Raw genomic sequence first — 13403 nt, 5'->3', positions numbered from 1 at the left:
AGCCCGAGGTTGGCGCTCGTACGCCGGTTCAGCCGCTACACGGGCTTGTATGCGTGGCAGTGGACTCCAGGCGATGGCGAAGCGTTCATCGATCATCTACGGGGAGGCGACCAGGGAATTCGGTCCTCGACGGCACGTAACTACGAAGTGACTATCACAACCCTGTCGGTCGAATATCTTCTGGATCCGCGTATGACTGGATGTCGTTGCGCGAGGAGCGTTTCGGTGAAGTTCCGCAGCTGATCTTCCATGAGGGCAACTCGATTGCGCACAAGCTCGAGTTCGAGGCCGACCCTCGTCGTCGGCCGCTGACCAACGACGAGGTGCAGACGTTGTTCGACGCTTCCGACGCTCGGCCGGCCCGGATCAGGAATTCGGGACGCAAGGGCACACTGAGCGCGGCGCGCGATGCCGCGGTGCTGAAAACGGTGTACGCGTTCGGGTTACGCCATAGCCAGGCATCCGGTCAGAACCTCGGTCTCATTCCACACGGTTGCCAGATCCGCGATGACCTGAGGCGTGAATACTTTCATGCGCGCACTATTCGCAGACATGTACGGGTCTGCGGTATCGCTGAACAGGTCGTTCACGAGAGATTCGAGGAACGAAGTCGCAAATTTCACGCCCGCCATCGCATACGAGCGATGCGGAAAATCTGCCCTGTCGAGGGTCGCCTGTGTGATCTCGGCTTCGCGGTCCTCGCACAGTCGAGCAAAGTGGAGACCGGCCCAAAGATGCTGTGCGGTCAAGGACTCGCGGGCTTTGACGCTCGCAACACCCACGAATGCAATCGCTTCGGCGACTGGAACCGCAACGTCCTGGGATTGCCCATCTTCCGGCATGGTTACACCTCGATACGCTGAAGCTGTTATGGGGTCGGCCCAGCATATGACCTATCCACGCACTTAAGTGGGCAGTAGATCCAACGCGGCGACGATGGTTTCGCTCAACCCGAAGCCGACCGAGTAACCGCCTGGCATGGCAGGAGGATTCGGCTGGTGGATGCTCCGCCTGCATAGCGACCGCCCGGAATCGGAAATCCCGAATCATTTTGTCGCTCACAGTCATCCGTCTCCAATCAACGGAGATATTGATCTCGAACACGCAACCTATCCACCACGGTTGAAAGCTGGCTCTCCGCATGTTTCAACATGCCACTGTCACTACCGATGCCGCCGATCTTGCTTTATCGGATGGCCGCCAGCCCCGATCGGGCAGCAACCGCCTCAACCATGTTGCCCTCGAACCGATCCGAGGCCGATCGGAACCGCTGTGAGGTCTTGGTGGTTCGTGATGACGATCTACGATTGCGGGATGCCACGAGACCCATTGGTTCACTTCCCGGCATACCGCCACCACGAAAGAGCGAGACAACAGGCCAACGATGGCATGATGGCGCTACTTGTCGGAGCCAAGATATCGGCCCAGTTCCTGGGCCTGAGCCGGGGCTCGTCGAAGTTGATCTCTGAGATATTTCCCGCGATTCAGCACGTCGAACGTTTGAAACTCAAGCCCGACGATTCCCAGAGAATCCTGGCGCAACCTGAGGAACTGCTTGGCGCGATGGCAGTCCCATACACACTCGCCATCCATGAAGCGTTCATCCTCGACTGCCTGAAGCTTGCTGGGGTCCCAAAAACTCCGAAGGCCTGGGTTATGCACGCCACGCTCGCCGGTCACGCCGGCGGCACATTCAACCCTGGATCAATCACTCAGTACCACGTTCTCCGAGAGATGCGCAACGCGGTCATCCACCGCGGCGGGCTGGTAGACCACCGCCTCGTGGATGTCATCGCCGACTTGATCCAGGGCGCCGAAAGCAACTGGAAAAAGCATGCTGGCCGGTCGCCAAGAGGGATTTCGAGCGGCGACACGGTGACCCTGACTCTCGGGGAACTGGTCATGGCACTTGCCACGACCAAGGTGCTCGCCCGTGAGGCGAACCAAATGCTGGCAACGACATTGTCTACCACTCAATGGGCCGAGATCATCGTCGACGACTTTCTCGAACAGTCAACCGGCAAGCTGCTCAACCCATCTCAGCGACGAAGAGGTATCCTCGGCCACCGCCAGTTCTACTATTCAGCGACCGCTGTTTCCGACGCTGAACTCGAAGCCGTGGCGGCCGCGCGGCGCGCTCCCATCACATAACGAAGGGCCAGCCTTACGGCTGGCCCTTCTAAGAAACGCAGGCGCTCTGCCATTTGAAGCTACATCGGTATGTACCGAGCTGGGATTCGAACCCAGATCTTCCTGCTCTACCTACCGACGCTACCAGGTCACTATCGCGAGCGACACTCGCTGTCGCAGTAACGAATCGCCAACCTATGGCACGGAGCTGCTGAAACCGCCGGGATGTACCGATCAGGCCGTGCGCCGTTGACGCCCTCGCTGCAATGGACGAACTCCTCGCCCACGACTTATTCGAAGGCGGCAGAGCCCCCCACGAACCACGGAGTCACGGCAACTGATCAGGGTCTGGTGCGGGAACCTGGCGAGCAGGCGCGAGAAACTTCACTGGTACGGGTTTCAGATCGAGCTCGCTACGTGCAGCATCGATGAATCTCTCAAGTGCGAGCACTTCAGGAGCCCTTATCCGGTACCAATCCTCAACGCGATGAAGGCAATCCTGTGCGTGGCAGAACAACTCCGTAACCGCAAGGTCCATCGCCACCGCGGCCTGAACAACCTCCGGTGACCCATGTAACAACACTGCGACATGGGCGTCATCCCAGCTGCTGTCGTTCCGGACGCGTCCGACAAGTTCTGTGAACGCCGGGTCAGCAGGATCTGCCAGAGCCACCGTGCGAATTGCCTCGGCCGTCCGCCGAAACGCCTCTGCGAGAGATTGATAGCTCGCGGTCATCTGGTCTCGTCTCCATCGTGTGGTCTCGGAGCGCACGTCCCAGAACCGCCCAAGGATGATGCCCAGCGTTCCGGCTACTGCGGCCACCATCGCTGCCATCATTGGCCACCTCGGATCCGCAGACTGTCTCCAGAATTACCAGCCTGGTACCCGTTGCCGCTAAAACGCAACCGTGGTTCGGAAACCACCACTGCGCAAAACCATCGGACGGCTGGGCTGGCGCATCGACAGCCGCGGTGCTGGAGGATATGTCGTCGCCGCGACCTCGCAACTCCCGCACGGTAGCTACCGCGTGATCGATGACCATACGCCGGTCCCGCTGCCCCAGTGGCTCACTCGGATGCTGGCGCCGCCGCCGGCGGACCGGGTCGCGCACACGCGCGTCCCGGTCCGCCACCCCGACGCCTATGTCGAGGCGGCGATATCGAATCAGGACGCTCGGATCTCCGGCGCACACACTGACACCCGGCACGGCGAGGTTCTGTTGGCCGCCAACAGTTCTCGGCCACCTCGTCGGTGCGGGGCTTGTCGACTACGACCACGCGTATGCGGTCCTGTCCGAGGTCGCACAGGTCCATGTCGGGTCGATTCTCCACGTTCGGTCGCCGACGTACGACCACGCCGATGGCAGATGCCGGAGTTCACCGGCGCAGCCACGGGGAATAGCGCACGGTCCAAATACATGACCTTCACCAGTGGCTGCTGCGCCACTGAATCCCGGTCATCGGATCAGGAGCCCATCGTGCCCGAGTACTGCGTGCGCTGGGAGATCGACGTGAGCGCCGAGGATCCCGTCTCGGTCGCTTTCGCGGCGTTCGATCTCTACCGCGCACCCGAGTCCACGACCACCGTCTTCGACGTCACTGAACCCGACGGCCACACCTACTGCGTCGACCTCGACGACGACCCGATCACACCACACCAGATCAGCACACTCCCGCGGCCGCGATCGCTCGCGCGCCGTCTGCTCCGGATGCTGCCCGCGCGGGCGCGGCGCCGGGCCGCCTGGTTCACCAAGATGTCCGCGGTCCTGCAGCAGCCCGCGTAACCATCCGAACCCCCCGAACTCGGCCGCGCTCTGGCAGGCGCATGCGGCGCGCCGCACACCGATTTCCTCGCCGCCGTCGTCGATCTGCCTGTCGGCGGACCGCAACACCACGCATTACGGAAGCGCGGACGGCGCCCGCCCGCGCTCCCCCGACAGAAAGGATAGCCCTCCCATGTCGGTGGTCCGACTCTGTTTTCCCCTGTCGAAGGTGATCGACCTGGCCGAGCACGCGATGGCGGCCACTGAGCACTCCCGCTCGCCCTACGACGATCCCCGTCCGGCGGTGCCGTCGCTGATCTGGGTGAAGGACGACGGCATCTACCTGATGAGCAACGGCATCCCCCGCCAGCCCGGCAGCCCGGAGAACACGGCCCGCATCGTCTACGCCCACGGCCACGAATCCGGCACCCACTGGTGCTACGGCGAACCGCTCGGCGACGACTTCGTCGAGTACATCGACCTCACCCAAGCCACCGACGCCGGTGCCCTCATCGATCTGATCCGCAGCTACGCCGCTCTCGACGCCTGGCTGGTCTTCACCGTCTCGACCGGCACGTTCGAGATGACATTCAGCCCGACCCGACCTACCGCATAGCCCCGCCACCCGCTGTGACCGCCGCAGTAGCTGCCACGGAACCGCCGCGTTCGACACCGACAACGCCGCGGCGACGCGCACCGACCACCTACATCCGGAAAGAAGGAGATGAAAACCTATGTCCGACAACACCGACGACGCGCCGAGCCCAGCCAGCGACGCGACCACCTCAGCTGCGGATCAGCACAGCCAGGACCGCGCACCCGTGGGGGCGTTGCATGTCGATGAGCCCGGGGAATTGATTGCCGCTGTCCCCGCGATGGTCGGGTTCGTGCCGCAGCGGTCGCTGGTCGTAGCTGTGCTGTCCAGTTCCCCCGATCGCGAGCACGCTCCGATCATCGATGCGGTGGCGCGCTTCGATCTGCCCCCTGCCTTCCGCCCGCGGCATGGTCTGGCCGCAGCGTACGCACAGTGCGTGGCGCAGATCTTCGCCGCCGAGTCGGCGACGGAGGTGCTCGCGGTGATCGTCGATGATCGCGTGCGCGAACCCCGCCGTACGCGCGGACACAGCGCGGGTATCGGGCCGTGGGGCAGGCTCATCGCCGCGTTCGCGCGGCCGCTCGCGCAGCAGGAGGTGTTCCTCGCCGGCGCTTGGGAGGTGGGCGCGATCGAGGCGGGCCAGCGGTGGTGGAGTCTGCTGGATGCGAATCACCGTGGGGCGCTGCCGGATCCGGCGACGTCGATGGTGACGGTGGCGCATGTGCTCGCCGGTCGCCCGATCCGCCGCACCCGCTCGGAGCTGACCGATCTGCTCCTCCCCGACACCGAACTCGCCCAGCAGGTCGCCGCCCACCTCGACGATGCCCTCACCCTCGCACAGCAACGCCACACGGCAGCGGCCCGCCACGGTGACCCCGACCGATGCCGGCGGCGCGCACTCGAAGTGGTGCTGTCCCAGATCGCGAACATCGACTCCGGCGCGGCGCTCACGGCCGCAGATTGTGCGGAACTGGCTGCGGCACTGCGTGATCGGACGGTGCGCGATGCGTTGTTCGCCCTAGCAGTCGGTGACCACGCCGCCGTCGCGGAAAATCTGTGGATCGTCCTGGCGCGAGCATTGTCGGGCAGCGATCGTGCCGACGCCGCAACACTTCTCGGCTACAGCGCCTACATCCGCGGCGACGGACCCCTGGCAGGGATAGCCCTGCACGCTGCCTTGGACGCCGACCCCACACATTCCATGGCGAGACTGCTGGAAATATCGCTGCGCACCGGGATGCGCCCGGACACGCTGCGCCGCCTCGCCCACTGCGGACTCGGCATCGCCGCCGACCTCGGCATCGACCTCGGCCCGGCCATCCGATGAACACCCACCTGCTGCGGCTGGTGTTGGGTGCGATCGACTACCTCGGAATCGGTTGACGTTATACGCCGATCTGGGTCTGCCGAAGCCGACGGCCTCGCCGCTCCCCTCGCGCCCCGACGCCATCGGCGGCTCACATGCCCGCTGGCGTCGTGGTGGCGTGCGCGGCGGGTTTTGCGGTGAGCGGGAAAGGCACAGTCCCGCCCAGCATCGACGCGACAGCGGTGGTGTTCCTGCGCCACCTCCAAGCGCGCATCGATGACTGGTTCGGTGACCGGCCCCGCCCCGACGAGCACGCCCGCATCCGGATCTGCTGCACCAGCGGTTGCGCGTCCTCACCGATACCGCGCAGCTTGCCGATATCGACGCCGATGCGGTGATCGCGTTGTTCGCCGTCGAACTGCACCGGCTGCGTCGCGCCGCCGCCACAGCCACGATCACCACCGTCGGCGGGCATCGCCACGACCGTGTCGGTGTCCATGGCGTGCACCGTCAACACACCGTCATCGGCCACGGCTCCGGCTCCGGCTCCGGCTCCGGGGTGTTGTTGCCGCTGCGGTTCATCGAGTCCATCACACCCCACGACCAGCCCAAGGAGTAAGCACTCATGCTCGAAGGAGCCGCCCGCATCATCCGCGCCTGCCACGATCACCTCACCACCGCCGATCGGCCCAGCACGTGATCGGCGACGCTGGGGGCTTGGTGGCGTGGATCGAGGCCAACCTTCCCGAGCTCGACGAAGACCGCCACCATCCCTGGCAGGCGATCCCCGCCTCCCCGGGCGCGGTCACCGCCGGGATCGACGTCCGCATCCACTCCCCCGGCATCCCCGACCGCACCACCAATATCGCCCTGTCCGCCGAACCACTCGACCACCGTGGCCCCAGCCGCGACGATTCTCCGCCAGGGATTCGGCGGCACGGTTAGCCTGTTTGCGGGGTCGGGGTCGTCGGGGGTTACGCACCAGAGCATTCGTCACCGCTGATCGATGCCGATGCTGCCCGCGTCAACATTCGATGTTGTCGCCGTGGCGCGAGAGTGGATGCCTCCCACCCCCTCCAGGAGCATCCACCTCCCCACTGCCGGTGCCTTTTTACTTCCACCGCTGCCCCGCCCCGTCGCGTCCAGAGGGGCGCGTTCTGCGTTGCGGTGCGTCTGGCCGGGTCTCGCCGATGTCTCGGTCCGCGACGGCCTTCAATGCCTTCGCGCTCACCGACAACGCCTCCTTGGCGATCCGCGAGCGGCGCTGATCGTTGACCTGCCCGCCGGGCAGCATCGGTCAACACGGCGCGGGGTGGGCCTGCCAATTGCAGAGGCCGATCCTCGCCGTGCCCGGACCCTCCGCGCGGCGGCCTCAGCGGCCTGTCACCGACCCATCAGCGACAACCGTGCCGCGGTCACCACCGTCACCCAGGTGATCGCTGCCGTCGACACCGCGACCGGCACACATCGCTGACCACCGCACCGTGCCGTGGCCGCACCACATCCCCGCCAATAGTGAAGGAGCACAACCATGTCCGAAGACACCGTTATCACCGTAAAAGGAAACCTGACCGCATCACCAGAGCTGAGGTTCACACCTGCAGGTGTTGCGGTCGCCGATTTCACCGTCGCCTCCACACCCCGCTACTTCGACCGCGCCACCAACGAATTCAAAGACGGCGAGGCATTGTTCCTGCGCTGCAACATCTGGCGCGAAGCCGCGGAGAACGCGGCGGAGAGCTTGACCAGGGGCTCGCGCGTAATTGTGATTGGCCGACTGAAGCAGCGCCGCTGGCAGACCCCCGACGGTCAGAACCGCACCAGCACCGAACTCGAAGTCGACGAGGTCGGCCCCTCGCTGCGGTATGCCACGGCGAAGGTCACCCGCGTCAAACGAGCTACCAACGGCGACAACGGTTTCGGGCGCTCGACGCCTCGCCCGAGTGCCGATGACCGGTCGGGAGAACTCGTCGGCGCGGCAGCAGCCACCAGCGGGACCGACGACCCGTGGGCGGTCAACAGCGCGGGCTCCTTCGGCGGTGGATCCGCCAGCGCGGAACCGCCGTTCTGACACCACGCGTCGTCGCCAACAGCGGTGCCCGGCGCGGATTTTCGCCGGGCACTGCTGTGCCCTCGACCCGACCTCGTCCATTGCACCTCACAGTATCAGGAGCCGTTGTGACTTCATCCCCCGCTGCGATCGCGTTGCCCCCGTCCGTGACCGACCTCGCCGCCCGCGACGAGTTGATCGACACCCAACCCAGTCGAGCCCGCGCTGCCATCGCAGGGGTGTTGCGAACCCTGTCCCCCGCCGACTGGGCGTTCCTGAGGCTCAGCCCGCAATCGGTGTTGGCACAAGTGGTCTCGATCGCGAGCTGCCTGCACACCGGCGACACCGGCGACGAGGACACCGATTCATACACGAGCCTCTACGCCCTCGCCGACGCCGTCGAGGTCCCAGTAGAAGACGAACTCCGCGCGTGGGTGCGGACCACTGTTCGTGAACTGGCCGGACAGCCACGTCTGCACGCGATCCCGACCGCGGCCACCGACGACATGCGCACTACACCAGACGCGGTGTCGCGTCGCCGTGCCCACCACACACCCCAACCCGTCGGGGCCGTGGTGCTGCACCACCGTGCCCGCGACGAACGCAGCGCCGAACGTCGCCGCCGCCGCGAGGCCGACGCCGACGCCTACTTCGCTGACCGTCCGGTGTTGGTGGCCTGACCCATCTCTCGCGAAGGAAACACAGGAGTAGGGGGCAGGCGGGGTGTCCGGGGTGTTCGTCTGGTCGAGCGCCCCGCCTGACCGAAGGGCTACCAGGGCGGCGTGCGCCGCGCTGTCCGGGCCCGCGCCCGTGCGTGCACGAATTCCCCCGGCGCGACGTCATCACCGTATCCGCGAGTCGGGTTGTGCACGCGGGGAATTCGCGCCCACCCGAGGTCGGCGCGTTCCCTCCCCGCGCGTCGCCCACCACCCCGGTCGATCGCCCTTCAGGCGGGTCACCCGACCAGCCGCCCACCCCTCGTGTGGTGAAAAGCGCACGCGATCTTGCGGGGTGGGTTCCGGTTTTCCGCGCGAGACAGGACATTCGCCATGCCCAGTGCGTTCCACGATACTCTGCTCCACCTGCACCACCTGCACCTCGACAACCCCCGCGCCGCGCGCGAGCAGTTCCCAACCGTGCTCTCCCTCGCCACCGCGGCCGAGCGTGCCTTCCTCGACGAGCTCGCCGACACCTTCACCCGCTACCCGTTCGCGACCGCGCACAAGCGGCTCGATGCGATGTGGAAGGGGGCCGACCCCGAGCGCCGCGAGCTGATCAACGCCTGCGCTCCCGACACCGACCCCGGCCTATACATCCGGGAGATGCCCGAGATCGTCGAGGTCTCCTACGCCGCCGCCGAACTCCCGCCCATGCCGGTGCGCAACCGGCCCCGACCGCTGATCACCCACCGCGTCCCATCACGAGCGACCGACGCCGCCCGCAACGCGCGCGACAAAGTCGCCGCGCGCACGCAGGCCCGCCAAGTCCCGACGCCGAGCCTGCCCGGCGATCACCGTAGCCACCTGCTGCCCTACGCGATCGCGACCGCGACGATGGTCACCGAGTACGCGACCAGCAGCATGTTCACCGACGGCACCACCATCGCCGACCCCGACGTCCAGCCGGAGCCGCCGTACCGACCCAAAGCGACCGACAAACCGGCACGCAAGCTTGCGCGCACCAGCCTCACTCGCGACCACGACGAAGCCACCCACTCGTGGGACCGCATCTATGTCAACTACGTCGCCAACCAGTATGACGACGAGCACCGCGCCGCCCGGAACACCGAGCGCGAGGGCGAGCACACCGAGCAGACGTCGTACGAACACACCAGCGCCTACTTCGACAGCCGCGACGAAACTGCCCCACGCGCACGACGTTCGCGGCGAAGCGGCCAGGCCGGTGCGCCGCGGCGGCGGGGCCCGATCACCGAGGACGAGGCCAAAGCCTTCGCCGGCGCCCGCACCGGGTTGCGGGTGCGTGACGACGCCCGCCCGGAGATCCCGCGCCAGGGCAACGGCCTGGACTACGACGACGCGGCGATGGTCCCGGCGATGGGATGGCGGTGCGTGTCCTGCTTCATCGAACGCGCCATGACCGACCAGCGACCCATCCACATCCGCCACGGACAGCTGGTCTCCGATGACGGGCTCTGCGATTCCTGCCGCGCCGAAGGCCGCCCCGGGATCGCGCCGCTGCCCGACCGGTTCACTGCCGAGAAGTTCGTGTTCTCCCGCTGTGAATTCCTCACCGCCACCTACCCCGTCGCGGCGCACGCCCTGATCGTAGAGGTGTGGCACCGGGCGGCGCCGCACCCGATCTGCCGCCACATCACCAAATTCCTCGCCACCCATCCCGAGCTGACCCCGAACCCGGCCAAGCCGCTCCAGCTCGCAGCCGCTGAAGTACCGCAGCCTCCCCGCGCGGCGGCGCGGAAAGCCAAGGCGACGTTGGGAGCCGGTCAGCGCCACGGCCGCTGCGACGGCTGCACCCACTACACCGTCATCCATATCGACAACTACTGCCTCACCTGCCGGATCGACCTCGGTCTCGTGCCCGCCCGGCCTCGTCACTCGCAAGCGGCCTGACCCGGCCCATCGCTGCAATCCCATGATCGCCGGTCCGCCGTGGCTGCCTCGCCCCCACGGCGGACCGGTCCACCACCCCAATCTCAAGGAGCTCTCGTAGTGCACCGACCCCTGCCCCGCCTACGCCGTCTCACCCTAGCGTTGCGCCGCGTGTTCGCACCGCACCACCGTGCCGTCACCGTCCAGGTGTTCCTCAACCAGGAGCCTAATGAGTTGTAGCGGACCCGCCCGGTCGACGGATCGGGCAGGCTCGCTAACGGTAGCGACCGACGGGTGAGCACACAGAGAGCCCGGACCTCGAGTCCTGGACTGAGATCGTGCCCCCGCCGGTTCGCCGGGAGGAGAGGATCGCTGATGGGATGTCGTGCCCGCCCGCTGCGGTGTGAGCACTGATTCATTAGGTCGCCGACGTTCTCCCGTGCGCTGCCGGAACTGGTTGTCCGACAACGAACGAACGGGGAGCTTGTGGTGCTGCTGGTCGGAGACGACTGGGCATCGGATCATCACGATGTCGTACTGATGGACGAGTCCGGGACACGGGTGGCCAAAGCCCGCCTGCCCGAAGGGATCGCCGGGATCATCCGCCTGCATGCGATGATCGGCGAACACCTCGGCGACGACGAGGATGCCGAGGTCAGGATCGGTATCGAAACCGATCGTGGCCCGTGGGTTGCGGCGTTGATCGCGGCCGGTTACACCGTCTACGCGGTGAACCCGCTGCAAGCTGCGCGGTTCCGGGAACGCCGCAGCGTATCGGGCGCGAAATCCGATGCCGGTGACGCACATTCGCTGGCCGACATGGTCCGAACCGATGCCCACCAGCTCCGGTCCGTCGCTGGCGACAGCCCCGCCGCGCAAGCGGTGAAAGTCCTCGCCCGGATCCACAAGACGATGATCTGGGAACGCACCCGCCACACCCAGCGGCTCAAACACGCTCTGCGGGAGTACTTCCCGGCCGCGATCGAGGCGTTCCCCGATCTCGATGCCCCCGAGGCCCTGGAACTGCTCGGCAAGGCACCGGACCCGCAGACCGCGGCCCGGTTATCGCTCAACCAGATCAAAGCCGCGCTCAAACGTGCCGGTCGCCGCGGTGACCTCGATGAGAAAGCCGCGGGGATCCAGGCGGTCCTGCGTGGTGAGCAGCTGGGCCGCGTCCCGCTGATCGCCGCCGCCTACGCGGCCGGGACCCGGGCCACGATCGCGGTGCTGGTCACCCTCGATACGCAGGTGAAGGCCCTGCATGGCGAGGTCGAGGCCCATTTTGGCCGGCACCCGGACGCTGAGATCATCGGGTCCCAGCCGGGACTCGGACAGATCCTCGGGGCCCGGGTGCTCGCCGAGTTCGGAGACGACCACACCCGCTATGCGAGCGCGAAAGCCCGCAAGAACTATGCTGCGACCTCTCCGATCACCCGTGCGTCGGGGAAGTCGAAGGTCGTGGTGGCCCGGTTCGTGCACCAGGACCGTCTCGTCGACGCGCTACTCACGCAGGCGTTCTGCGCGCTGAAAGCATCTCCCGGCGCCCGCGCCTACTACGACAAGCAACGCGGCCGGGGCCCCAACCACAATGCCGCGCTACGACATGTCGCCAACCGACTCGTCGGCATCCTCCACGGCTGCCTGAAATCCAGGACGCTCTACGACGAAACCACCGCCTGGGCGGCACATGAACACCACGAGTCGGTCGCGGCTTGACAATCTAAAAGCTGGGATGTCTCAGTTCCTCTTGCACGGCTACACCCCCGACGCGGCTCTGGTCCTCGCCTACACCTACACCGTCCCACCGAAGGTGCCCCGGCCGACGCGCTGATCCTCGAACGCGCCTTCGCCGCGTTCAACGGATACCCCGGGCACCCCGGCGACCACGCCCATGCCGACGCGTGGGCCGCGAAACCGTTGCGGTCACTGTCAGTGGGCGACGTCGTCGCCATCGACGACCGCCACTACGCCTGCGAGACCAGTGGGTGGACGCGCATCGCCGCACCACTCGACTGAGCGCTCGAGCTTTCGGCGGCGAGGGACGGGACCGCCCACACGGTCCCGGCCCTCACTGTCGCTTCTCGTTTGATCTGTCAGGAGTCTGTTGTTTGAACTGCGGTTCGCCATTTGCGATCTCGTCGTCGCTGGTCATCGTTTCTCACTTGATGTGGCGGATTTCGGGGAGCGGGATGTTCCGGCTGTCGGTGGTTACCGCCGTCCGCCAGCGGTTAGGACGGGGGCCGGTGAGCTGGCTGGCTGATTTCTGTCGGCGGAAGCAGAGTGGCTGCCAGAGACACCGACTCAGGAGCCGATAGAACGGTCGAAGAGGCGGTCCAGACCGTGCGTTGAAAGCGGCCGTTTTCGCGGATGCATTCGGCAGGGTGCCCGGCGGTGGACATCATGGCGCTGGTGCCCTGGATCAGTTCGCGGGCGGAGTGATCGCCGACTTCTTCTCTTGAAGGTCGTTGTAGGACAATCGACGAGCTGCCCACCCCTCGCCTTCCTCAGCGCAGATCTCTTCAACGGCTTCCACCAAGGCGGTTGCCGCGCCGTCGTTTGCGTACTTGCCGTGGTGGGCGGCAAAGAGTGCGATCTCTTTCTCAATTGCATACCGTGCCCGCGTTCTGCTGGCCCAACTCTCCTTGTAGCCGGTCAGCGCTCGGAGTCCGTTGATCAACACCGCGAGCGAGCCGACGATTGCAATGATCCGGGAGTCGAGGGCGAAGGCCGCCAGCACCGGAATAGCAGCGCTCACAAGCAGACCGGACACCTCCGTGACGTAATGGCGCCGTCGTACGGACCATGACATCGATAGGTAGCGCTGCCACTGCGCCAGCACTGATGGAGGAACGGGTGTACCGCCAACGCCTTGTGCTTCGAGTACCCACTCGCTTCGCCGTACCGATTGCCGCTCTGCCGTCATGGATCAAAAGCTCACAGCGAATCGACGGTAAAGGCAAGGGAGACTGCGGCGCCCTCGCCCTCGCCCTCG

14 protein-coding genes and 1 pseudogene are annotated in these 13403 nt (G+C 66.1%); 11 read left to right on the top strand and 4 right to left on the bottom strand.

What is annotated here, in order from left to right; genetic code table 11:
* The first annotated feature begins 200 nt into the window (after positions 1–200).
* Together ACQP1G_RS16475 and ACQP1G_RS16470 are read left to right on the top strand one after the other, a co-directional pair.
* On the top strand, positions 201–863 hold the full coding sequence (locus ACQP1G_RS16475; protein ID WP_433204708.1) for a hypothetical protein: 663 nt from the start codon (positions 201–203) through the stop codon (positions 861–863).
* Positions 864–1293: 430 nt separating this feature from the next.
* The gene (locus ACQP1G_RS16470) at positions 1294–2151 is read left to right on the top strand and encodes a hypothetical protein (RefSeq protein ID WP_433204705.1); all 858 of its coding nucleotides are present in this window, start codon (positions 1294–1296) and stop codon (positions 2149–2151) included.
* Between the two features lie 307 nt (positions 2152–2458).
* Here the strand turns inward: ACQP1G_RS16470 and ACQP1G_RS16465 are convergent, their stop codons facing one another.
* On the bottom strand, positions 2459–2968 hold the full coding sequence (locus ACQP1G_RS16465) for a hypothetical protein (protein ID WP_433204702.1): 510 nt from the start codon (positions 2966–2968) through the stop codon (positions 2459–2461).
* A 70-nt stretch (positions 2969–3038) separates the two neighbouring features.
* Here ACQP1G_RS16465 and ACQP1G_RS16460 point away from each other — a divergent pair.
* The 4 genes and pseudogenes from ACQP1G_RS16460 to ACQP1G_RS16445 form a co-directional block, all read left to right on the top strand.
* Positions 3039–3185, top strand: a pseudogene (locus tag ACQP1G_RS16460) (bifunctional DNA primase/polymerase); the annotation flags it as partial.
* A 363-nt stretch (positions 3186–3548) separates the two neighbouring features.
* Positions 3549–3914 carry a hypothetical protein gene (locus ACQP1G_RS16455; protein WP_433209590.1) on the top strand — a complete coding sequence of 122 codons (366 nt, stop codon included), beginning with the start codon at positions 3549–3551 and terminating at the stop codon, positions 3912–3914.
* Positions 3915–4086: 172 nt separating this feature from the next.
* Positions 4087–4509, top strand: a complete 423-nt coding sequence (locus ACQP1G_RS16450) for a DUF3085 domain-containing protein (protein WP_433204699.1) — start codon at positions 4087–4089, stop codon at positions 4507–4509.
* A 118-nt stretch (positions 4510–4627) separates the two neighbouring features.
* Positions 4628–5815: a DUF4192 domain-containing protein gene (locus ACQP1G_RS16445; protein WP_433204696.1), complete on the top strand. Its 1188-nt coding sequence runs from the start codon at positions 4628–4630 to the stop codon at positions 5813–5815.
* A gap of 130 nt (positions 5816–5945) precedes the next feature.
* On the opposite strand, the gene ACQP1G_RS16440 is transcribed toward ACQP1G_RS16445, so the two are convergent.
* A complete protein-coding gene (locus ACQP1G_RS16440; RefSeq protein ID WP_433204693.1) occupies positions 5946–6458 on the bottom strand; it encodes a hypothetical protein in 513 nt (170 codons plus the stop codon).
* Positions 6459–6511: 53 nt separating this feature from the next.
* Between ACQP1G_RS16440 and ACQP1G_RS16435 the strand changes: the two genes are divergently transcribed.
* Complete coding sequence (locus ACQP1G_RS16435; RefSeq protein ID WP_433204690.1) at positions 6512–6739, top strand: hypothetical protein; 228 nt, start codon at positions 6512–6514, stop codon at positions 6737–6739.
* 166 nt (positions 6740–6905) lie between these two features.
* On the opposite strand, the gene ACQP1G_RS16430 is transcribed toward ACQP1G_RS16435, so the two are convergent.
* Positions 6906–7088, bottom strand: coding sequence for a hypothetical protein (locus ACQP1G_RS16430; protein WP_433204687.1), 183 nt, complete (start codon positions 7086–7088; stop codon positions 6906–6908).
* Between the two features lie 237 nt (positions 7089–7325).
* On the opposite strand from ACQP1G_RS16430, the gene ACQP1G_RS16425 reads away from it, so the two are divergent.
* The 4 genes from ACQP1G_RS16425 to ACQP1G_RS16410 all read left to right on the top strand — a co-directional run bounded on the left by ACQP1G_RS16425 (position 7326) and on the right by ACQP1G_RS16410 (position 12127).
* Complete coding sequence (locus ACQP1G_RS16425) at positions 7326–7865, top strand: single-stranded DNA-binding protein (protein WP_433204684.1); 540 nt, start codon at positions 7326–7328, stop codon at positions 7863–7865.
* Positions 7866–7972: 107 nt separating this feature from the next.
* The gene (locus ACQP1G_RS16420; protein WP_433204681.1) at positions 7973–8524 is read left to right on the top strand and encodes a hypothetical protein; all 552 of its coding nucleotides are present in this window, start codon (positions 7973–7975) and stop codon (positions 8522–8524) included.
* Between the two features lie 369 nt (positions 8525–8893).
* Positions 8894–10432 (top strand): hypothetical protein, encoded by a 1539-nt coding sequence (locus tag ACQP1G_RS16415; protein ID WP_433204678.1) that lies wholly within the window; start codon positions 8894–8896, stop codon positions 10430–10432.
* 468 nt (positions 10433–10900) lie between these two features.
* Positions 10901–12127, top strand: a complete 1227-nt coding sequence (locus ACQP1G_RS16410; protein ID WP_433204675.1) for an IS110 family transposase — start codon at positions 10901–10903, stop codon at positions 12125–12127.
* Positions 12128–12830: 703 nt separating this feature from the next.
* On the opposite strand, the gene ACQP1G_RS16405 is transcribed toward ACQP1G_RS16410, so the two are convergent.
* A complete protein-coding gene (locus ACQP1G_RS16405; protein WP_433204672.1) occupies positions 12831–13334 on the bottom strand; it encodes a DUF4231 domain-containing protein in 504 nt (167 codons plus the stop codon).
* Positions 13335–13403: the final 69 nt, after the last annotated feature.

Source organism: Nocardia sp. CA-107356 (genome assembly GCF_050946365.1).
Lineage (GTDB): Bacteria > Actinomycetota > Actinomycetes > Mycobacteriales > Mycobacteriaceae > Nocardia.
This window is presented reverse-complemented; position numbering and strand designations above follow the sequence as displayed.